Origin of the sequence: Nocardia sp. NPDC046473 (assembly GCF_040645995.1) — a bacterium.
Classification (GTDB): Bacteria; Actinomycetota; Actinomycetes; order Mycobacteriales; family Mycobacteriaceae; genus Nocardia.
Genome location: NZ_JBEYZJ010000007.1, coordinates 615,556 through 640,575, shown reverse-complemented (window position 1 = coordinate 640,575; position 25,020 = coordinate 615,556). Strand labels below are relative to the sequence as shown.

Here is a 25,020-nt window from a genome sequence, read left to right as displayed (position 1 = left end):
TTTCCTACTTCCCATCACTCGAGTTCGCTGCGCTCGAAGGCCATGCGCACGAGCTCGTCGGTGTCCATCGCCAAGATCGCGTCGCTGTCGTCGTCGATGCCGGACAGCTCGACCGCCCCGTCGCCGAGATCCAGCAGCAGATCGAGCAGTCCCGCCTGGCGCAGCCGGTCCAGCGGGATGGTGCGCAGCACCTCCCGGACGGCGGCCTCGGCCGGATCGGCAGCGGTATCGGCCGCCGGATCGCTCATCAATTCCGCTGCCAGATATCGCGCCAGCGCGAGCGCGGTGGGGTGATCGAAGACGACTGTCGTCGGCAGACCCACGCCGGTCACCGCCCTGAGCCGGTTACGCAGTTCCACCGCCGTGAGCGAGACCAGGCCGAGGTCGAGCAGCTTGCGGTCGGGGTCGACCGCCGCCGGGTCGCCGTGTCCGAGGATCGCCGCCACCGCACCGCGGACCAGTTCGAGCAGTCGGCGTTCTCGTTCCGGCGCTGCGTATCTGGCCAGCTCGGTGGCCAACGCCGTGCGCACCGAGTCGGTGTCGACATCGTCGGCGGCGGCCTCGAGCAGCGCACGTGCCGCCTCGGGAATCTCGGCGAGCAGCGGGCTGGGCCGGACCGCGGTGAACACCGGTGTGAACAGTTGCCAATCCAGGTCCGCGACGGTGGACGAGACCTCGTCGCGTTCGACGGCGGCGACCATGGCGACCATCGCCGGGTCCGCCGCCATGCCGCGAATTCCGTGGCGCGCCAGCAGGTCTCCCGCCTCGGCGGCCATCCCGCCGGTCCAGCTGCCCCAGGCGATGGCCGTGGCGGTTCTGCCTTGGGCACGGCGGCGCACGGCCAGTCCGTCCAAGTAAGCGTTGCCCGCGGCGTACGCGGCGTTCTCGGCGCTGCCCCACGAGGCTGCGCCGGAGGAGAAGAGCACGAATGCGTCCAGATCCCCGGTGAGCTCGTCGAGGTGCGCGGCGCCGAGCACCTTCGCCGTCTGGGCGGCGGCCAGCTCGGCTACGGTCAGCTCGGCCACCGGCCCGCGGTGGTTGACCCCGGCGGCGTGCACCACCGCGGACAACGGTGCGTCGGCGGGGATGGCCGCGAGCAGCGCGACGAGCTGATCGCGGTCGGCCACATCGCACGCGGCAACGGTCACCTCGGCGCCCAGCGCGCGAAGTTCGGCGGTGAGCTCCGCGGCGCCCGGTGCCGCCGGTCCGCGCCGGCTGGTGAGCACGAGGTGGCCGGCGCCCGCACCGGCGGCCCACCGCGCCACGTGCGCACCCAATTCGCCGGTGCCGCCGGTGATCAGCACCGTGCCCCGTGGCCGCCATTCGCGAACACGCGGCGTATCGGCCAGCGGCGCTCGGACCAACCGGCGCCCCAGCACGGCGTCCGCACGGACGGCAAGCTGGTCTTCGCTCGAATCGCGCAACACCGCCGCGGCGATGGCGGCGGCCCGATCACCGATCTGGTCGCCGCAGTCGAGTAGACCGCCGAAGGTCCGGGGCTGTTCGAGGGCCAGCACACGGCCCAGTCCCCAAATCTGTGTCTGCTCCGGGGAAATCGGTGGATCCGTGTCGGTGACAGACACCGCGGCGCGGGTCCCGAGCCACAGGCGCCCGTCCAGGTTCGCGTCGATCCACGCCTGGGCGATCGTGAGCGCCAGCGCGGCAGCACGTTCCGGGCGCCCGGCGTCGTCCTCGGCAACGAGTGCCAGCGCACCTTCGACGTCCGCCAAGGTGTGGAGCCGATCGGCCAAGGCGGTTCGATCGATGCCATCGGGCAGGTCGATCGTCACCAGTCGCACGCCGCTCGCGGCGAGTGCGTTCACTATCGGAGCGAACGGTTCTCGACCGCTCTCGCTGCGGGCGAGCAGCAGCCAGGTCGCCTGGTTCGGCGCGGGGCTGGACAGGTCGATGGGGGACCAGCTCTCCCGGTAGCGCCACGAGTCCACCGTGTGCTCATGCAGGGCACGGGCACGCCAGTCCGACAGCGCGGCAACGAATTCGGCTGTTTCGGCGTGGGCGATGTCGATGTCGAGCAGCTCGCCGAGCGAAGTCAGATCACCCGCCGCGACGTCCTGCCAGAACGCGGCCGATACCGGATCGGCGGTGCCGAGTGCGGCCGAACCAGCTTCCGCGGCAAGCCAATAGCGCTGATGTTGAAAAGCGTAGGTAGGCAAGTCGATCCGACCATGGACACCGGTGCCGAGGTACGCCGACCAATCCACCCGGCGACCGTGCGCGAACAATGCGGCGGTCGCGGCCAGTACCGCCTCCGCTTCGTCCCGGTCGGCGCGCAGTGCGGGCACGACGATCGATGCCCGATCCGGATCGTCATCGAGGTTGGACCACACCGGTCCGGTCAACGTCGCGTCCGGACCGATCTCCAGGAAACCGTGCACCCCGTGCTCGACCAATGTCGCGATCCCGTCCGCGAATCGCACGGTCTCCCGCGCATGCGCCACCCAGTAGCCCGGTGACCGGAACTGCTCAGCCGTCGCCAACGCGCCCGTCCGGTTCGACACCACCGCCACCATCGGCTCGGCGAACTCGATCCCCGCGCACACGGTGGCGAACTCGTCCAGCATCGGCTCCATCAGCGCCGAATGAAACGCGTGCGACACCGTCAGCCACGTCGTCTTACGGCCGAGTCCCGCAAAGTGTTCCGCGACCTGTTCGACCGCGGCCCGGTTGCCGGAAACCACTACCGCGTGCGGACCGTTCACCGCCGCCAGATCGGCCGACTCGCAAAGACGCGGCGTCACTTCGTCTTCGGTCGCCTGGATCGCCACCATCGCCCCACCATCCGGCAGCGCCTGCATCAAACCACCACGCGCGACCACCAGCCGCGCCGCATCCGCGACCGACAACATCCCGGCGACACACGCGGCCGAAATCTCCCCCACCGAATGACCGATCACGAAATCCGGTGACATACCGAAGGACTCGAACAGCCGGACCAACGCCAGCTCCACCGCGAGCAACGCGGGCTGGGCGAACTCCGTCCGAGCCAAAACCTCGGCATCGCCGCCGAACACGATGTCGCGCAACGACCGTCCCAGCAACGGATCCAGGTACCCGCACACCTCGTCGAAGGCCGCGGCGAACACGGGGAACGCCTCGTACAACTCCCGGCCCATCCCCACTCGCTGGGCACCTTGACCGGCGAACACGAAGGCCAACTTGCCCGTTCGCTGCCGCCCGATGACCACTCGCGCCGCCGAACCGCCGTCGACCACCAGCGACAGCCCCTCGGCCAACTCGGCCCGATCCTGAGCCAGCACCACCGCTCGATGCTCCAGCGCCGCCCGCGACGACACCAGCGACCACGAAATATCGGCGAGTGCCGGTTCCGGCGAATCAGCCAGGAACGACAACAACCGTGCACACTGCGACCGCAAGGCCGCCGCCGATCTACCGGACACCACGAACGGCAAAACCGGCGGCGCCCCCGACACCCCGACGGCCGCGGCCGCGTGCTCCGGAGCCTGCTCCACGATCACATGGGCGTTGGTGCCACTGATCCCGAACGACGACACCGCCGCCCGACGCACCCGGCCGACCTCCGGCCACGGCCGTGCCTCGGTCGCCAGCTCCACCGCACCGGCGGACCAATCCACCTGCGGCGTCGGCGAATCCACATGCAACGTCGCAGGCACCACACCGCGACGCAACGCCTCGACCATCTTGATCACACCGGCCACACCCGCAGCAGCCTGCGTATGACCGATATTCGACTTGATCGACCCCAGCAGCAGCGGCCGATCCCGATCCTGACCATAGGTCGCCAGCAACGCCTGCGCCTCAATCGGATCACCCAGCACCGTCCCGGTGCCGTGCGCCTCCACCACATCCACCTCGGCGGCGGTCAGGCCCGCGGCGGTCAGGGCCTGCCAGATGACCCGCTGCTGCGACGGACCGTTCGGCGCCGTCAAACCATTGGACGCACCATCCTGATTGACGGCGCTGCCGCGTACCACCGCGAGTACCGGGTGGCCGTTGCGTTGTGCGTCGGACAGCCGCTCCAGCAACAGCATCCCGGCGCCCTCGCCGAATACCGTTCCGTCGGCGCTCGCGGCGAACGGCCGGCAGCGCGCCTGCCGGGAAATGCCATCCTGCCGGGCGAACTCGGCGAATACGGTCGGCGTGGCCAGCACCGTCACGCCTGCCGCCAACGCGAGCCCACATTCCCGGCTCCGCAGCGCGTGCACCGCGAGATGCAGACCCACCAGCGCGGACGAGCAGGCGGTATCGAGGGTCACCGCGGGCCCTTCGAGCCCGAACGCGTAGGCCACCCGTCCGGAGACAATGCTCCCCGACGTTCCCGTCCCCAGGAATCCAGCGACCTCCTCGGGGACGGACTGGGCCCCGGCAGCGTAATCGTGGTACATGACACCGGCGAAAACGCCCGTCCGGCTGCCACGTACCGACAGCGGATCGATGCCTGCCCGTTCGAAGGCCTCCCACGACAATTCCAGCAGCAACCGCTGCTGCGGGTCCATGGCCAGCGCCTCGCGCGGCGAGATCCCGAACAGTGCGGGATCGAAATCGCCTGCGCCGTCGATGAATCCGCCGCCATGGCCCTGATCGTCGACGAATACCGGCCAGCCGCGATCACGCGGGAAAGCCGAGATCGCGTCGGTGCCCTCGGCGACCAACTGCCACAGCTGTTCCGGCGATGCGACGCCACCGGGGTAGCGGCAGCTCATCGCCACGATCGCGATCGGCTCCTGCGTCGCTGCTTCCAGCTCCGCGAGAAGCTGTCTGGTCTGCAGCAATTCGGTGGTGGCGCGCCGCAGGTAGGCGCGGAGTTTCTCGTCGCCGTCCATGGCGTTCCCCATCAGACTGTCCCCAGGTTGTCGTCGAGCAGGTCGAACAGTTCGTCGTCGCTCGCGGTGGTGAGGTCGGCGAGCGACGCGCCTGCCTCGTCGGCCGCACCGGTTGCCAGTGCGCGCAGGCGCAGCCGGATCTTCGGATGCTCGACGCCCGCGCTCTGCTGCTGCCGCAGCAACTCCTCGAGCAGGTCGAGGTGCGCCGCGAGTTCCGCGCTCGCGTCCGCGGCCCCGAGCCCCAGTTCCCGGAACAGCTGCTCGGCGAGCGCCGTCGCGTTCGGGTGATCGAAGACGAGCGTGGGTGGCAGCGTGAGACCGGTACGCGCGGCGAGCCGGTTACGCAGATCCACCGCGGCCAGCGAATCGAACCCCAGATCGCGGAACGACAGCTCGGTCTCGACCGCATCGGAGCCCGAATGGCCCAGTACCGCAGCCACTTCGGCCAGCACCAGCTGAGCAAGCTCGTCGCGCTGTCTTTCGGAAGACATTCGGGAAAGCCTGCGGGTCAGCGAGACTGAACCCTCGCCGTCGCCCGCCGCGACTCGCCTGCCCGCACCCCGCACCACCGCACGCAGCAGCGGCGGTACCGGACCGTCGAAGACGGGCAACCGCATCGGCATGAGCACCGCGGCATCGACCGTCGCGGCGGCGTCGAACAGTCGCAGGCCCTCCGGGACCGACAGCGAGTCCGCCGAGCCGCCGTGGCCCGCCCGCCACATTCCGGCGTCCCATCGGCCCCACGCCAAGGACAGCGCGGGTAGTCCGGCGGAAACTCGGTGCTGGGCAAGCTCATCGAGGAAGGCATTGGCCGCGGCGTAGTTCGCCTGGCCCGGCGTCTCGAAGACGCCGGAGGCCGAGGAGAACAGCACGAATGCCGTCAACGGCATGCCCGCGGTCAGCTCGTGCAGGTGCCACGCGGCATCGACCTTGGGGCGCAACACTATCGACACCCGTTCCGGTGTCATCGCCGTCACGACGCCGTCGTCCAGCACGCCCGCCGCATGCACGACACCGGTCAGTGTCTCGCCGTCGAGCAGGTCTCGAACCGACGCTCGGTCGGCCAGATCGCACGCGACGATCCGGACCTCCGCGCCGAGCTCGGTCAGTTCGGCCAGCAGCTCCGCCGCTCCGCGCGCGGCGGCGCCCTGCCTGCTGGTCAGCAGCAACCGTCGCACCCCGTGAGCGGTGACCAGATGGCGGGCCACCTCAGTACCCAACGCCCCCAGCGCACCGGTGACGAGCACCGTACCGGTTGTGTCCCAAGCGAAGTCGGACCGCTCGCCGACGATGGCCGGGACCAGCCGCGGCATGGTCAGCACACCGTTACGGCCGCGGACCTCCGACCGTCCGGCGGCCAGCGCCGCCGACACCGACTCGCCGGAGACCTCGTCCAGATCCACCAGGACGAAGCGGCCCGGATGTTCGGCCTGCGCGGAGCGCACGAAGCCCCGTACGGCGGCACCGGTGAGGCTGCCCACCCGGGTGAGCACGGCCAGCCGCGACCGCTCGAACCGGGCGTCGGCAAGCCAGTGCCGCACGACTTCGGTGATCCTGCCAACGGTTTCGTGGGTATGCGCCACCGGATCAGCCGCATCGGCAATCGGCACCAGCACTGTTTCCGGGGCCGCTTCGATATCGGGAAGCTCTGCCACACAACGTACTTCGGCACCGTCTCGGCGCAGTGCGGCGGCCACCGGATCGCGATCGTCGCCGAGCAGCAGCCAGGCTTCGACCCGATCCACCGCACGGGGCGGGACCGGCTCGGTCCAATCCATGCGATACATCGAGTCGATCGGCGCGACCCGCGGGGTGAGCCGCTCCGTGCTGATAGGACGCACAGTCACGCTGCCGACAGTCGCCACCGGGACACCGGCGGAATCCGCCAGCTGCACCGCGAATCCATCGTCGGTCCGGCTGATCCGCACTCGCACGGCCCGCGCACGTGCCGCATGCAGCGACACCTCCCGCCAGGCGAACGGAACGTAGGCCTGATCGGCCTGCGTCGACACCGCGGCGAAAGCGGCGCCGTGCAGCGCGGCATCCAACAGCGCAGGATGCAGGATGAACGTGTCGGTCGCGAGATCCTCGGCCAGTGCGACCTCGGCGAAGATCTCGTCACCACGCCGCCACGCCGCGCGCAGGCCACGGAACGCCGGGCCGTACTCCAGGCCCGCCATCGCCAGGTTCTGATACAGCTCGGCCACATCCATCGCGGTCGCGTCGACCGGCGGCCATTGCGCGAGCTCGAAGGCGGGCTCGTCCGCGTCGGGCCGGGCCGACGCCGTGACGTGCAGCGTCCACGCCTCGTCGCCGAGAGACTCCTCGGGCCGCGAGTACACGGTCACCACCCGGCGACCGGCCTCGTCGGGCTCACCGACCGACACCCGGAGCTGGACCGCGCCGGCCAGTAGCAGCGGCGCCTCGAGGGTCAGTTCGCCGAGTCGAGGACAACCGAGCTGATCCGCGGCCCGAACCACGAGCTCGACGAAGGCCGCCCCGGGCACCAGCACCAGCCCGCCCACCCGGTGGTCGGCGAGCCACGGCTGATCGTCGACCGACAGACGGCCGGTGAACAGCAGCGCACCGGAATTCGGCAGCGTCACCGCCGCGGACAACACCGGATGGCTGGTCGCGGTGACGCCGTGATCCGATGCGTCGGCGAGCCGCACCCTGCCCTGTGGCCAATACCTGCGGTGTTGGAAGGCGTAGGTCGGCAACGATATCGGCCGGATCGTCGCGGGCAATGTCGAACGCCAGTCGACCGCACACCCGCGCACCTGAAGTTCGGCGAGCGAGGTCAACAGCCTGCGCAGGCCGCCGTCGCCGCGCCGCAATGTGCCGACCGCGACCAGGTCCGCGTCGAGCTGGCCGATGCCCGCCAGCAGCAACGGGTGCGGGCTGACCTCGACAAAGAACCGGAACTCGGCAGCGGCCAATGCCCGTAGCGCAGGTTCGAACAGCACTGTCTGCCTGAGGTTTCGGTACCAGTAGCCGGCACCGAGCTCGACGCCGTCGAGCACCGCGCCGGTCACCGTGGAGAACATCGGGACGGTGGTCGGCCGCGGTGCAAGTCCGGCCAGCAGGTCGGCCAGTTCGGCCTCGAGCGGTTCGACGTGCGCCGAATGCGACGCGTAGTCGATCCCGATCCGGCGGGTGCGGATCCCCTGCTCCGCGCAGGCTCGGATCAGCTGCTCCAGGCCGGCCGGAGCGCCGGACACCGAGGTCAGCTCGGGGCCGTTCAAGCCGCCGATCTCCAGGCCGGATTCGAGCGATTCGAGCAGACCGCGGGTCGCGTCGACCGAAAGCTCGACCGACACCATGCCACTGCGGCCCGACAGCCGATCCGCGATCAGCTTGCTGCGCAGCACCGCGACCCGCGCGGCGTCCGCGAGACTCAGCGCACCCGACACACAGGCGGCAGCCAGTTCGCCCTGTGAGTGTCCGACGACCGCGTCGGGTCGCACACCGTGCTCGCGCCATACCTCGGCCAGCGAGACGAGCATCGCGAACCAGACCGGCTGCAGAACGTCGGTGCGCTCGAGTGGCGGAGCGCCCTCGACGCCGCGGACCACATCGAGCAGCGACCACCCCGACAGCGCATCCAGCGCCGCGGCGCATTCCGCCATGCGGGCGGCGAACACCGGCGAGTGTTCCAGCAACTCCTGCCCCATGCCCAGCCACTGCGATCCTTGGCCGGGAAACACGAAGACGGTCTTGCCGTCGCGAGCTCGTCCCGTGCCGCGAACGAGGCTCGGCGACGCACTACCCGACGCCAGATCCACCAGGCCAGAGACGATTTCGGTCCGATCGTCGCCGAGGACGACGGCTCGGTAATCGTGCGCGGCCCTGGTCGTCGCCAATGCACCGGCAAGATCGGCCAGATCGACATCGGCAGCACTGGTCACCAGCGACAGCAGCCGATCCGCTTGGGCGAGTAACGCTTCCGGCGACCGAGCCGAGATCGGCAGTGCGACGGTCTGCGGCGCTCCGGGCGCGGGGTGGACCGAGTGCGTCTCGATCGCCTGCTCCAGGATGACGTGCGCGTTGGTCCCGCTGAAGCCGAACGACGACACCGCCGCCCGGCGCGGTCGATCTGATTCGGGCCATGCCTGGGCCTCGGTCAGCAACTCAACCGATCCCGCCGACCAATCGACATGGGGCGTCGGTTCGTCCGCGTGCAGTGTGCGCGGCATGATGCCGTGCCGCATCGCCTGCACCATCTTTATGATGCCGCCGACACCGGCCGCCGCCTGGGTGTGGCCGATGTTCGATTTCAGCGAACCGAGCCGCACCGGCCGGTCCGCCGGACGGCCGTTACCGTACGTGGCCAGCAGCGCCTGTGCCTCGATGGGATCGCCCAGCGAGGTACCAGTGCCGTGTGCTTCGACGAGATCGACATCGGCCGTGGACAATCCGGCGTTGGCGAGCGCTTGCCGGATGACGCGCTGCTGGGCGGGTCCGTTCGGCGCGGTCAACCCGTTGGACGCGCCGTCCTGGTTGGTCGCCGAACCGCGGACCAAGGCCAGCACCGGATGACCGTTGCGCCGCGCGTCGGCGAGCCGCTCGACGAGCAGCACTCCGACGCCTTCGGCCCAGCCGGTGCCGTCGGCGTCCGCCCCGAACGCCTTGCACCGGCCGTCGGCCGCGAGTCCGCCCTGTCGCGCGAATTCGGCGAACGGGCCGGGCATCGCCATCACGGTCACCCCGCCGGCCAGCGCCATCGTGCACTCGCCCGAGCGCAGCGCCTGTGCAGCCAGATGCAGCGCGACCAGCGACGACGAGCAGGCGGTGTCCACGGTGACCGCGGGCCCCTCGAGACCGAAGGTGTAGGCGATCCGGCCGGAGGCCACGCTGGCCGAGCCGCCGGTGGCGAGGTACCCGGCGAGTTCCTCGTCGCCCTGCACCAGCGCCGTGTAGTCGTGGTACATCACGCCGGTGAACACTCCGGTGCGACTGCCGCGCAGCGTCACTGGATCGATCCCGGCGCTTTCGAATGTCTCCCAGGTGGTTTCGAGCAGCAGCCGCTGCTGCGGGTCCATCGCCAAGGCCTCGCGCGGCCCGATACCGAAGAAGCCCGCATCGAAATCGGCTACGTCGTAGAGGAATCCGCCGTGCCGGACCGGGCCGAGGCTCTGGTCGATCCGCCACCCACGGTCGGCCGGGAACGACCCGACCGCATCCGTGCCCTCGACGACCAGTTGCCACAGTTGCTCGGGCGAGCCGACACCGCCGGGATACCGGCAGGCCATGCCCACGATCGCGATCGGATCATCCAGCGCGGCGGCCTGCATGATCGAAACCGCGTCGCGCACATCGCCGTTCAACATCCCGTCGGACAGTTCGTCGCGCAGGTAACGGGCCAGTACAGGGACCGCCGGATAGTCGAACACCAAGGTCGCCGGGAGGCGCAGGCCGGTTGCCGCGCCGAGCCGGTTGCGGAACTCCACCGAAATCAGCGAGTCGAAGCCGAGGTCGGCGAAGGCAGCGGTGCGGTCGATCGACTGTGCGTTCGGATGACCGAGTACCGCGGCGGCCTGCTCACGAATCAGGTCGAGCAGTGTGTCGAGCCGCTCCTCGGGCGACCGGCCGGCCAGACCGGCGGTGAGCGCAGGCAGCTCGGCGCCCGCGGCAGCGGCCACTCGGCGCATGACCGTTGGCACCAGGCCCCGCAGCAGCGCGGGCACCGCGGCCTGGGCCCGCAGCGCGGGCAGATCGAGCCGAGCAGGCATGAGCACGACCTCGTCGAGCGCGAGGGTCGTATCGAACAGCGCCAAACCTTCGGCATCGGTCAACGCGGACACACCGGACCTGGCGTGCCGGTCCTTCGCCGAGTCGCCGAGGCGCGTGCCCATACCGCCGTCCCACAGCCCCCAGGCGAGCGACTTCGCCACCGCGCCAAGGCCATAGCGGTGCTGAGCGAGCGCGTCCAGGGCCGCGTTGGCGGCCGCGTAGTTGCCTTGACCGGCATTACCGACCAGGCCTGCCGCCGAGGAGAACAGCACGAACGCGGCGAGCTCGAGATCGAGGGTCAGCTCGTGCAGGTTGACCGCGGCGGCCACCTTCGGCCCGAACACGGTATCCAACCGCTGCGGCGTCAGTGCGGTGATCACGCCGTCGTCGACGACACCCGCGGTGTGCACGACGGCGGTCAGCGGATGCGCCTGCGGTATCGATGCCAGCACCGCGGCCAGCGCGACGCGGTCGGCAGCGTCGCAGGCGAGGATTCGCACGGTGGCGCCGAGCGCGGCCAGTTCCTCCGTGAGCTCGGCCGCACCGGGCGCTGCCGGTCCACGCCTGCTGAGCAGCACGAGATGACCGACACCGTGCTCGCGGGCCAGATGTCTGGCAACGGCCGAGCCGAGTCCGCCAGTACCGCCGGTGATCAGCACCGTTGCCTCGGGATCGAGGCCGAGCGGGGCGACGGCGGGCGCGGCAACCCGCACCAACCGCGGCAGGTAGACGACACCGGCGCGCACTGCGACCTGTGGCTCGTCGGCTTCGGGCACGGCAATGCGGTCATCGACGCTGTCGACGAGCCGGAACCGGCCCGGGTGCTCGGCCTGCGCCGAGCGCACCAGGCCCCACACCGCGGCCGCGGCCGGATCAATGTCCCGCTCGGCGCCGACGACGACCGCTCCGCTGGTCACCACCACCAGCTCGGAGTCGATCAGTCGTTCATCGGCCAGCCAGTGCTGGAGCAATGCCAACGCGCGGTGCGTTGCCGTTCGAATCGCGGTGTAGAGATCGGCATCCACTGGGGTAGCAGGGAATTCGACGGCGAAGCCGGCCGGTGCGGCGGCCCCTGCGTCGAGATCACCCGACAGCACCGACAGGTCGGCATTGCGCGCAAGGTGCGCCACCGGCACGGCCGAGCGGGACCATTCGACGCCGAACAGCGAATCCCCTACTCCGCCACGCAATTGCGCACCGGCAACAGGGCGCAGGGCGAGTGTGCCGACTCGGAACACCGGCTGCCCCGCCGGATCATGTGCGGCTATGGCCAGAGTGCCGGTACCGGACGGGGTGATTCGCACCCGCAGCCTCGTCGCGCCGGTGGCGAACAACGACACTCCGGTCCAGGCGAAGGGCAACCAGGTGCCCTCGACGCCGGGTCCGGTAGCTGTCGCGGCCACCCCTTGCAGAGCCGCGTCGAACAGCACCGGGTGCAGCCCGAAACGTCCTGCGGTGTCGTGCAATTCGCTATCGATTTCAACCTCGGCGAACACCTCGCCCGCCCGCGACCACGCGGCCCGGACCGCACGGAAAGCCGAACCGAAGTCGATCCCGTTCGCCGCGAACCGCGCGTACAATTCGTCCACCGAAAGGACGCTCGCCGCCGTGGGCGGCCACGTCTCGCTGTCGGGAGCGCCTTGCTCAGTGTCGACGGTCAGCAAACCCGAGGCATGGCGGACCCAGGGCGCATCGCTGTCCCGGCGCGAGTAGATGCTCACCGCGCGACCGCCGGCGGCATCCGGCGGGTCGATCACCATTTGCACCTCGACGCCACCGATTTCCGGAACCAGCATCGGTGCCGCCACGGTCAGCTCGGCTACCTGCGGACAACCGATGCGGGCACCACCCGCCAGCGCCAACTCGACCAAGACCGTTCCCGGTACGACAACAGCGCCGGAGACCTGGTGGTCGACCAGCCAGGCCTGGGTGTTCCGGGTCCACTTGCCGGTCATCACCAGGGTGTCCGGCTCGGCGAGCGCGATGGTCGTGCCCAGCAGCGGATGGCTGTCCGCGAACGCTCCGGCCGTGGATAGCGGCGCCTGCGGCGGCCAGTAGCGACGATGCTGGAACGGATAGGTCGGCAGATCGATCTGCGCGCGATAGCCCACGGGGAACAGCTCGGTCCACGCCACGGACAGACCATGCGCATGCAGGCGGGCCAGCGCGGCGAACACCGCGTCGAGTTCTGAGCCGTCCTTGCGCAATGCGGCCACGGCAGCAACGCCGTCGACCGCTGCCTCTGTAACGAGGGCGGTGAGCGTCGCATCCGGCCCCAGCTCCAGCAGGCCGGTCACCCCGGCCCGCAGCACCGCGTCGATGCCGTCGGCGAAGCGGACCGCGTCACGCGCATGCCGAACCCAATAGTCCGGCGTGGCAACCTCTTCCGACACCACGCCACCGGTCACGTTCGACACCAGGCCGAGTCGCGGTCGACCGAAGTCGAGTTCGGCACACACCGCCGCGAACTCGTCGAGCATCGGCTCCATCAACGGCGAATGGAACGCGTGCGATACCCGCAACCGCGACGTCTTACGACCCGAATCCCGGAAATGCGCCGCCACCGTCTCGACCGCCGCCGCCGCGCCCGAGACGACCACCGACGCAACGCCGTTCACGGCCGCGATCCCGACATCGCCGGCCAGCAACGGTGCCACCTCGGCCTCGGTGGCGCGCACCGCCACCATCACCCCACCCGCAGGCAGCGCCTGCATCAGGCGCCCGCGCACCACGACCAACCGTGCCGCGTCCGCGACACTCAGCACGCCGGCGACACACGCGGCGGTGATCTCACCCACCGAATGCCCCATCACGAAATCCGGTGCCACACCGCACGATTCGACCAACCGAAACAGCGCGAACTCCACCGCGAACAATGCGGGTTGCGCGAACTCGGTCCGATCGAGCACCTCGATGGCACCGTCGAATACCAGCTCGCGCAGCGACAGCCCCAACCACGGATCCACGCAGCCACACACCTCGTCGAAGGCGGCGGCGAACACCGGGAACGCTCCGTACAGCTCCCGCCCCATCCCGACGCGCTGCGCCCCTTGGCCCGAAAACAGCACGGCCAGACGGCCTTCCGGCACGATGGCGGTGGTCTCGGCAGTCGTGGCGCGGCGCAGCCCCTCGACCAGCTCGTCGCGGTCGCGCCCGAGAACCACCGCGCGATGCTCGAGCGCCGCCCTACCGGTGACCAACGACCACGCCATATCGGCGAGCGGTAACCCCGGATCGTCCTCGACCCTGGCCAGCAGCTGCCGGGCCTGGGCCCGCAGCGCTTCGGTGGTCTTGCCCGACAACAGCATCGGCGTCATCGGCAGGTTCGCCGTTGCCGACGGTTGCGGCTGCGGCCCCTGCTCCAACACGACGTGTGCGTTGGTTCCGCTGAATCCGAACGACGACACTCCGGCTCGGCGCGGGTGGCCGTGCTCCGGCCACTGGCGCGTCTCGGTCACCAATTCCACCGCACCCGAGGACCAGTCGACGTGTGGCGTCGGCTCGTCCACGTGCAAGGTCGCGGGCAGTATCGCGTGGCGCATCGCCTGGACCATCTTGATGATGCCCGCGACGCCCGCAGCGGCCTGGGTATGCCCGATATTCGACTTGATCGAGCCGAGCGACAACGGATACGAACGGTCTCGGCCGTAGGTGGCCTGCAACGCTTGGGCTTCGATCGGATCGCCGAGGGTGGTTCCGGTGCCGTGTGCCTCGACGGCGTCCACCTCCGCGGCGGACAGACCGGCGTTCGCCAGCGCCTGTTGGATGACGCGCTGCTGCGACGGCCCGTTCGGCGCGGTCAGCCCGTTGGACGCACCGTCGGAGTTCACCGCCGTCCCGCGCACCAGCGCAAGCACGGGATGACCGTTGCGCTGCGCGTCCGAAAGCCGTTCCAGCAGTAGCAGTCCGACGCCTTCGGACCAGCCGGTGCCGTCCGCGCTCGCCGCGAAGGCCTTGCATCGGCCGTCGGGCGCCAGTCCCTTCAGCCTGCTGAACCCGATGAACGATGCCGGAGTGGACAGCACCGCCGCAGCACCCGCAAGCGCAAGCGAGCATTCGTTGTTGCGCAACGCCTGCGCCGCCAGATGCAGCGCAACCAGTGCCGACGAGCACGCGGTGTCCACGGTCACGGCCGGACCTTCCAGCCCGAACGTGTAGGCCACCCGACCCGAGGCCATGCTCGGGGCCGAACCCGCACCCACGTGCGCCGACAGCTCGTCCGATCCTGCCGGGAACAAGTCGGCGTAACCGGTGTACATCGTGCCCGCGAAGACCCCGGTCCTGCTGCCGCGCAGCGAGGACGGATCGATGCCCGCGCGCTCGAACGACTCCCACGCGGTCTCCAGCAACAGTCGCTGCTGCGGATCCATCGCGATCGCCTCGCGCGGCGAGATGCCGAACATGGCCGGATCGAAATCGGCCGCATCATCGAGGAATCCTCCCTCGTTGGTGTAGCTGGTGTTCGGCCGGACCCCGGTCGGGTCGTACAGCGCCTCGATGTCCCAGCCACGGTCGACCGGGAACTCGCCGATGACGTCGCGGCCCGAAACCAGCAGCTCCCACAGGTCTTCCGGGGACCGCACGCCACCGGGGAAACGACAGCTCATCGCCACGATGGCGATCGGCTCATCGACCGGCCCCGCGGCGAGCCGCGACGGCGCGATCGTTTCGATGCGATCGAGCACGGTGTCCAGCAGGAACTCGGCGAGCACGATCGGTGTCGGATGATCGAACACCAGCGTGGACGGCAGCCGCAGCTCGGTCGCCGAGCCGAGCCGATTGCGCAGTTCGACGGCCGTGAGCGAGTCGAACCCGAGCTCGGCGAACGGGCGACCCGGATCGATCGCGGCGGCGCCGTCGTGACCGAGCACGGCCGCGACCTGGGCGCGGACCAGGTCCACGACCAAGCGGCGCTGCTCCTCGGACGTCGCCCCCGCGAGCACAGCCGCGAAACCGGTTGCGGCGTCCGGTGACTCGGCGTCAACGAGGGACCGCAGCAGCGGCGGCGGGCTCTGCGACCGCAGTGCCGCGAGATCGATCCGCACCGGCAGCAATACCGCGTCGTCCGCATTCGTGGTCAGGTCGAACAGGGTCGTGCCGAGAGCCGCCGAGATCGGCAGTACACCGGCCCGCCGCAGGCGGCGGGCGCTCGTTTCGTCGAGGGCCGCCGCCATACCGCCGCCCGCCCAGTGGCCCCAGCCCAGCGCCGACGCGGGCAGGCCGCGCGCGCGCCGCCACCGGGCGAGCGCGTTCAGGAATGCGTTCGCGGCGGCGTAGTTCCCCTGCCCCGCACCGCCGAAAGTGCCTGCGGCCGAGGAGAACAGCACGAAGGCCTCGAGGTCGAGCGCGGCGGTGAGTTCGTGCAGATGGAACGCGGCATCGACCTTCGGGCGCAGGACGGTGTCCAACCGCTGCGGCGTCAACGCGGACAGCACACCGTCGTCGAGCACTCCCGCGGTGTGCACGACCGCGACGAGCGGGTGCTCGGCAGGCACGCTCTCGATGAGCGCGGCCAACGCGGTCCGGTCGGTGACATCGCAGCGCGCCGCGGTCACTTCGGCACCGAGCTCGGCCAGCTGGGCCACCACATCGTTGGGGACGCCGCCGCGACTCACCAGAATCAGGTGGCGGACACCGCGTTCGGCCACCAGGTGCCGGGCGATCACCGTGCCGAGCGCGCCGGTCGCGCCGGTGACCAGCACGCTGCCGTGCGAGCTCCAGGTGGTTTCCGCGTCCGCACGCACCTCGGCGCGCGTCAGTCTCGGCACCCGGATTTCGCCGCCGTGCAGCGACAACTCCGGCTCGTCGGTCTGCGCGAGCGCGGCCACCAAAACCGAGCCGGGCTGCTGATCGATGTCGATCAGCAGCAACCGGTCCGGATGCTCGGCCCGCGCCGCACGGACCAGACCCCAGATCGGTGCGTTGACGAGATCGACCGCTTCGACATCACTGCCCGCACCGCGTGTCAGGAAGGCGAGCCTCGTGGTGGCGAGTCGGTCGTCGGCCAGCAAGGACTGCAGATCGTCGAGCGCGCGGGCCGTGGCCGCGCGGGCCGCCGACGGCACGTCGGCGTGCGAGTCGTCAGGAAGGTACGGCAGCACGATCAGGTCGGGCGCCGGTTCGCCGGCCTCGAGCGCGGCGTAGAGCGCCGACCGGTCGTCGTATCGACGGGCCGGAAGGTCTGGCGTAGCACCGATACTCGCCCACTGGACCGGGTCGCCGGTGGCCGCGGGAAGGTCTGCGACGATCCAATCGACACGGAAGATGGCGTCGTGCGCCGAAGTCGGCGACCCGCTCGCCCCCGGTCGCGTGGCGAACAGGGAGTATCCGGTCTCCGTCGAGGGCTCAGGCCAGAACCGAGTGCGTTGGAACGCATAGGTCGGCAGGTTGGCGTGCTGCCCCACCTCGTTCGGCAGCGTCCCGGTCCAATCGACCGGAACGCCGTGTGCCCAAGCCTGTGCGAGCGCGGCCAGCAACCCAGCGCGGCCACCGTCGTCGCGACGCAATGTGCCCACCGCCACCGCGGCGACCCCGCTGCGATCGATACTCTGCTCCATCGCCGGGATCAGGACCGGATGCGGACCCACCTCGAGCAGCTTCCGGAAGTCCCCCGCGAGCAACGTCTCGATCGCCGACGCGAATCGCACCGGCCGGCGCAGGTTCTCGACCCAGTACTCTGCGTCGAGTTCGGAGCCGTCCAGCAGTGCGCCCCGCACTGTCGAATACAGCGGAACCCGGCCACGCCGCGGGCTGACGCCCGTCAGCACCTCGAGCAATTCCGCCGCCACATCATCGACCTGCGCCGAATGCGACGCGTAATCGACATCGATACGCCGCGCCCGCACCTGCGCCGCCGCACAATCGGCCAGCAACTCATCCAACGCCGCGACCTCACCCGAAACCACCACACTCGCAGGACCATTCAACGCAGCAATGGACACCCGCGCACCGAACCGAGCGATCAATGCCTCGACACGCTCCAGCGGCAACGCCACCGACACCATGCCACCATGACCGGCCAACCGCTCGGCGATCACCCGACTACGCAACACCACCACACGAACCGCGTCCGCCAGACTCAACGCACCAGCAACACACGCCGCAGCAATCTCACCCTGCGAATGACCAACCACCACATCCGGTGTGACACCAAACGACTCCCACACCGCCGCCAACGACACCATCACCGCAAACGACACCGGCTGAACAACATCCACCCGACCCAACGAACCCTGCTGCCCAGCCACACATTCCAGCAGCGACCAACCCGTCAACGGATCCATCACCGCCGCACACTCACGCATCCGAGCCGCGAAAACCTCATCAACCGCCAACAACTCACGACCCATACCCACCCACTGCGCACCCTGACCAGGGAACACAAACGCGACCTGTCCGGTCACCCGGCTGCCGGTGACTCCCGGCTCGCCCGTCGTGACGGCAGCGAGCCCGCTGATCAGATCGTCGACGGCACCGGCCAGCACTACCGCGCGGTGATCCAGCGCCGCCCGTCCACGCACCAGCGACCACGCGAGCTCCGCGAGCGCAATATCCTCTGTCGCGCCGAGGAAATCGGCCAACCGCGCGGCCTGCTCCGATAATGCCGCCGGCGTCCGGCCCGACACTACGAACGGCAGCACCGGCGCGGTGGGTCCGGCCGATTCGACCGGCGGCTCGACGTGCTGCGGCTGTTCGAGGATGACGTGGGCGTTGGTACCGGTCACCGAAAACGCCGACACTCCCGCCCTGCGCACTCGCCCGGTCTCCGGCCACTGCTCGGCTTCGACGGTCAGCCGCGCCACCCCCGCCGACCAGTCGATATGCGGGCTCGGGGCATCGACGTGCAGTGTCTTCGGCACTACTCCGTGGCGCATCGCCTCGATCATCTTGATGATGCCTGCCATGCCCGCGGCGGCCTGCGTGTGGCCGATGTTCGATTTGATCGAACCGAGCAGCAGTGGGCGCGCGGGGTCCCGGTCGCGCCCGTAGGTGGCGATCAGGGCCTGTGCTTCGATCGGGTCGCCGAGGACGGTGCCGGTGCCGTGTGCCTCGACGACGTCGATATCGGCGGTGGTCAACCGGGCGTTGTGCAGAGCCTGGCGAATGACTCGCTGTTGCGCGGGGCCGTTGGGCGCGGTGAGACCGTTCGACGCGCCGTCCTGATTGATCGCGGAGCCACGGACGACCGCAAGCACCGGGTGTCCGTTGCGGCGCGCGTCCGAGAGTCGTTCCACCAGAACGAGTCCCACGCCTTCGGACCAGCTCGCGCCGTCGGCTGCGGCCGCAAACGATTTGCAGCGACCATCCGGTGCCAGGCCGCGCTGCTTACTGAATTCGACGAACGATCCCGGCGTCGACATGATCGCGACACCACCGGCCACGGCCAGCGAGCAATCTCCGCTGCGCAGCGCCTGCGCCGCAAGGTGCAACGCCACCAGTGACGACGAGCAGGCCGTATCGATCGTCACCGCAGGCCCTTCCAGCCCGAAGGTATAGGAGATGCGGCCAGAGGCCACCGCCCCGGAACTGCCCATGCCGACGTAACCGACGAGGTCGTCGGCGGCACCGGCGAGAGCGACGGCATAGTCGTGGTACATCACCCCGGCGAAGACGCCGGTCCGGCTGCCCCGCAACGACAACGGGTCGATGCCCGCCCGTTCGAACAACTCCCAGGAGGTCTCCAGCAGCAGCCGTTGCTGCGGGTCCATCGCGAGCGCTTCCCGTGGTGCGATCCCGAACGCGTCGGCGTCGAAATCCGCTGCCTCATAAAGGAATCCGCCCTCACGGACGTAACATGTGCCCGGTTGATCAGGGTCAGGGTGGTAAAGTGCCTCGAGGTCCCAGCCGCGGTCGGTGGGGAAATCGGAGATCGTGTCGACACCCTCGGCGACGACGCGCCAGAGCCCGTCTGCATCGGCGATACCGCCCGGATAACGGCAGGCGACCGCGACGATCACAATCGGGTCGTCATCTGCCGTCGGCGTCGCCGGAAGCGGTGCGGCACCGGTGTCGACGCCGGACAGCTCGGCCTGTAGGTGCGCGACCAACGTTTCGGTATTGGGATAGTCGAAGACCAGCGTCGCGGGCAGCCGCAGCCCGGTCGCGGCGTTGAGACGGTTACGCAGTTCGATCGCGGTCAGCGAGTCGAAACCCAACTCCACGAACGTGCGCCGTGGCTCCAACGCCTGCGCGGAGGTGTAGCCGAGCACAACCGCGACCTGGGCACGCACAATGTCGAGCAACGCTTTCGCGCGCTCCGGCTCGGGCAGAGCCGCCAGCCGTCCAGCGGACGCGTCGCCCGTCGCGGCCGCACTGCGGCGTGCGAGCGCACCGATCAAACCACGCAAAACCGGTGGTACCCAGCCTGATCCGGCCGCGCGGGCGCGCAACCTCGGCAGGTCGAGACCGATCGGGACAACTGCGGCGTCGGCGCTCGCGACCGCGCGGTCGAACAGTTCCAGCCCGTCGGTGACCGAGAGCGGGACCACGCCGCCGCGCTCACCACGTTCCCGATCGGCCTCCGACAGTCGGCCGGTCATGCCGCTCGGCGGCGCCCACATGCCCCATGCCAGCGAGGACGCGGGCAGCCCGGCAGCACGCCGCCGTTGCGCCAGGGCGTCCAAGAATGCATTCGCCGCAGCGTAATTGGCCTGGCCGGGGCTACCGAGCACACCGGCCGCGGAGGAGAACAACACGAATGCCGACAGCGGCAGCCCCCGCGTCGCCTCGTGCAGCACCAGGGCAGCGTCCACCTTCGGCCGCAGCACCGCGTCGATCCGGTCGGGGGTGAGCGCGGTAACGATGCCATCGTCGAGCACGCCCGCCGCGTGCACCACTGCCGTCAACGGATATTCGGCCGGGATAGCGGCCACCATGGCGGCCACCGCCGTACGGTCGGCGATATCGCATGCCACCGCCGACACCTGCGCGCCGAGCTCGATCAGTTCGGCGGGCAAGTCGCCGACCACGCCGCTGCGACTCGCCAGCAGCACCCGCCGAACTCCGTGCGCGCGGACGAGATGGCGGGCGACCAAGCCGCCGAGCGTGCCGCCCGCTCCGGTAATCAGCACCGTGCCGGTTCCGAAATCCGTTTCGGCCGAAGACTTCTCGTCGACCACGCGGTCCAGCCGGGGCACCAGCAGCTGGCCACGCCGCACCGCTGCCTGCGCGTGCTCCATCGCGTCCCGCGCCACGGCGACCCCGGTGGCCGGAGCTCCGTCGATATCCAGCAGCCCGATCCGGTCGGGATGCTCCGACTGCGCCGATCGCAGCAAGCCCCACGCGGCGGCGTGTGTGAGATCATCGGGGGCTTCGTCGGCGGTGACCGCAACGGCACCGCGAGTAATGACGATCAGCCGCGCGCCGGCGTACCGATCATCGGAGATCCATGACTGCACCAGTGCCAGCGCGTCGTGGACCGTTCGATGAACATGATCGGCATCCTCGTCACCCACGGCAGCGGGCAACGGCGCGAGGATCGCATCGGGTAGTTCGAAGCCGTCATCCAGCGCTGCCGCCAGCGCCGCAAGGCCGGTGAACGCGAGACAGCCTTCGATCGCCGAATCGACGCCGAGGATAACCGGGCGGCTCAGCGCCGACGTCGTGGTGACCGCGTGCCAACCGAGCCGGTACAGCGACGCGGCGGGACCCCGCGCGGACAGACCTCCGGTGGCGATCGCGCGGACTGTGAGCGAGTCGGCGGTCACTACCGGTCGTCCGGCATCATCGCAGGCCAGCACCGACACGGCGTCAGCACCGAGCACAGCCAGTCGCACTCGTAAAGTGGTGGCGCCCGTCGCGTGCAGCGTCACCGCCCGCCACGAGAACGGCAGCTTACTCTCGGTTGCGGTGTTCCAGCCCGGCAGCAGCGACGACGCGTGCAATGCCGCGTCGAGCAGCGCTGGATGCACGCCGAAACCTCCCGCATCGGCGGCGATGTGCTCGGGCAGCACGACTTCAGCGAACACCTCGTCACCGCGCAGCCACGCTGCGCGTACCCCTTGGAAAGCGGCACCGTAGTCAAACCCGGCTGCCGCCGAACGCTCATACAGGTCCGAGATGTCGGCCGGGACAGCGCCCGAGGGTGGCCATTCGGTCAATTCCAGGTCCGCACGCGCGCCGGCGGTCGACAGCACACCCGTCGCATTCCGGACCCACGACTCGTCATCCCCCTGCGGAGGCCGGGAGTGGACCGACAGTGCTCGACGGCCCGAGGCATCCGCCGGACCGACCGCTAACTGCACCGCGACGCCGCCATCCCGGGGCAGCATCAGCGGCGCCTCGAGTGTGAGCTCCTCGATCTGGTCACAACCGAGCTGATCGCCTGCACGCCAAGCTATTTCGACCAATCCGGTGCCGGGAACCAGCATGGTGTTCGACACTGCGTGGTCGGCGAGCCAGGGGTGGGTCGCCACCGAGAGACGCCCGGTGAGCAGCAGTCCGCCGGAATCGGCGAGGACCACCGCGGCACCGAGCATCGGGTGTTCGGCCGAGCGCAGACCGGCCGAGCTGACGTCGCCGGCGCCGGTCGTCATCTCCAGCCAGAACCGGCGCCGCGCGAATGCGTACGTCGGCAGGTCGACTCGCGCACCCGGCCGGCCGTCGAATCTCGGCAGCCACGCCACGGCGAGTCCGTTCACCCACGCCTGCGCCAGCGACTCGAGCAGCCGACGCTGCCCGCCCTCGTCGCGCCGCAAGGTCCCGAGCGCGACGGCGGGCGTCTCGCTCGCGTCTATCACCTGCTCGATCGCAGGCACCAGGACCGGATGCGAACTCACTTCGAGGAACGTCCGGTGGCCTTCGATCAGCAATGCCTCGATCGCAGGCAGAAATCGGACCGGCTCGCGCAGGTTCTCCAGCCAATATGCCGCGTCCAGCTCCGCACCGTCGACCAATCGGCCGCGCACGGTCGAGTACAGCGGGGTTCGGGCCTGCCGTGGCGCGATCGCGGCAAGCGCGTCCAGCAGCGCGCCGGCGACCGAATCCACCTGCGCCGAATGCGACGCGTAGTCGACGTCGATGGTTCGCGCGCGGATGTTGTTGTCCTCGCACTCGGCGACGATCTCGTCGAGGGCGGCACGCTCCCCCGAGATCGCCGTGGCGGCAGGGCCGTTCACGGCGGCGATCGACACCCGCTGCTCGAAGCGGGCGATCAGTTCATTCACCTGGTCGGCGTGCAGCGCCACCGACACCATGCCACCATGACCGGCCAACCGCTCGGCGATCACCCGACTACGCAACACCACCACACGAACCGCGTCCGCCAGACTCAACGCACCAGCAACACACGCCGCAGCAATCTCACCCTGCGAATGACCAACCACCACATCCGGTGTGACACCAAACGACTCCCACACCGCCGCCAACGACACCATCACCGCAAACGACACCGGCTGAACAACATCCACCCGACCCAACGAACCCTGCTGCCCAGCCACACATTCCAGCAGCGACCACCCCGTCAACGGATCCATCACCGCCGCACACTCACGCATCCGAGCCGCGAAAACCTCATCAACCGCCAACAACTCACGACCCATACCCACCCACTGCGCACCCTGACCAGGGAAGGCGAACACCACACGGCTGTCGCGCACCTCGCCGACCAGCACGCCCGCAGACGACTCCGCCGCGGCCAATGCTTCGAGCCCCCGGACGAATTCGGCACGATCGGCGGCCACCACCACGCCGCGGTGCTCGAGTGCCGCACGCGCGGTCACCAACGCCGCGCCGACATCGGCCAACGCCACGTCCGGGCTGTCCGCGAGGTATTCACACAGCCGCACCGCCTGCGCACGCAATCCTGCCGCGCTCCGAGACGACAGCACCAGCGCCTGCGGCGACGTGTCGAGCGAATCCGCCACATTCCGGTGCTCGGTGGCCGATTCGGTTCCCTCGGACACCGGCGGAGCTTGCTCCAAGATCACGTGCGCGTTGGTCCCTGAAACGCCGAAGGACGACACCGCCGACCGGCGCGATCGATCAACTCGCGGCCATGGCCGTGCCTCGGTGACGACCTCGACCGCGCCGGAGGACCAATCCACCTGCGGGCTCAACTCGTCGACGTGCAACGTCGCGGGCACGACCCCGTGCCGCATCGCCTCGACCATCTTGATCACTCCCGCGACTCCGGCCGCGGATTGCGTGTGTGCGATGTTCGACTTGATCGAGCCGAGCAGCAACGGCTGATCGGCGGGCCGGTCCTGGCCGTAGGTGGCCTGCAGCGCCTGCACCTCGATCGGGTCGCCGAGCACCGTGCCCGTACCGTGCGCCTCGACCACATCCACCTCGGCAGCGGTCACCCCCGCGTTCGCCAGCGCCTGGCGGATCACCCGTTGCTGGGCCGGACCGTTCGGCGCGGTCAATCCGTTGGACGCCCCGTCCTGGTTCACCGCCGTGCCACGGATCACGGCAAGCACCGGATGTCCGTTGCGCTGCGCGTCCGAGAGTCGCTCCAGCAGCAGCAGACCAGCGCCTTCACCCCATCCGGTGCCGTCGGCAGCGGCGGCGAATGACTTGCACCGGCCGTCCGGGGCGCCGCCGCCTTGCCGGGACATGGTGGTGAACGCCGCCGGGGTCGCCATGACGGCGACGCCGCCCGCGATGGCCATCGTGCATTCGCCGGACCGCAACGATTGCACCGCGAGATGCATTGCCACCAGCGACGAGGAGCATGCCGTGTCGAGAGTTACCGCAGGCCCTTCGAGTCCGAACGTGTACGCCACTCGCCCCGATGCCACACTGCCCGCGACGGCAGTTCCGAAATACCCCTCGAGCTCGTCGGGCAGCACAGTCCTCGACGCGTAATCGTGGTACATCAGGCCGGTGAACACACCGGTCCGGCTGCCGCGCAACGACTGTGGGTCCAAACCTGCTCGCTCGAACACCTCCCACGACAGCTCGAGCAGCAACCGCTGCTGCGGATCCATCGCCAGCGCCTCTCGTGGCGAGATCCCGAACAGCCCGGGGTCGAACTCGCCCGCATCGTGCAGGAACGCACCGTATTTGGTCGTCGACGTCCCTGCCCGGTTGGAGTCCGCATCGAACAGGTTCGCCACATCCCAGCCGCGATCGGCCGGAAACTCCGACACCGCATCCCGGCCTTGGGCTGCCAACTCCCACAGCAACCCCGGGGTGTCCGCACCACCTGGGTAGCGGCAGGACATACCGACGATCGCGATGGGCTCCTGCTCGCTCGCTTCCAGATCATGAATCCGACGATGCGCCTGTCGCAGGTCCGCCGTCATCCGGCGGAGGTACTCGACAAGCTTCGCTTCGTCCGCCAACGGAGGCCCCTTTTCACGCTCTTCGGGTACGAGTATTTGCCGGGCGCGGCTACAGCACACCGGAGCATTCGCAAGATAAGCCCGCTGTACCCCCTAGAACCAACCCCTAACAAGCCCCTGAGTTCCGGTTGGCGGCAATATAAGAAAATGCGCCGAATTGAATCGGTGCATATATTCTA

The 25,020-nt window shown here is 69.5% G+C and carries 2 protein-coding genes; both read right to left on the bottom strand.

The genetic code is table 11. The features are described from left to right. Positions 1 to 14: 14 nt before the first annotated feature. A complete protein-coding gene (locus ABZ942_RS27615) occupies positions 15 to 4,835 on the bottom strand; it encodes a type I polyketide synthase (protein WP_357386804.1) in 4,821 nt (1,606 codons plus the stop codon). Beyond that, on the bottom strand, positions 4,835 to 24,841 hold the full coding sequence (locus ABZ942_RS27610; protein WP_357386802.1) for a type I polyketide synthase: 20,007 nt from the start codon (positions 24,839 to 24,841) through the stop codon (positions 4,835 to 4,837). Before ABZ942_RS27610 ends, ABZ942_RS27615 begins: the two co-directional genes overlap by 1 nt. Positions 24,842 to 25,020 lie beyond the last annotated feature (179 nt).

Coding starts and splice junctions, on each gene's coding strand:
- ABZ942_RS27615 (WP_357386804.1), bottom strand. CDS start 4,835: ATGGGGAACGCCATGGACGGCGACGAGAAACTCCGCGCCTACCTGCGG.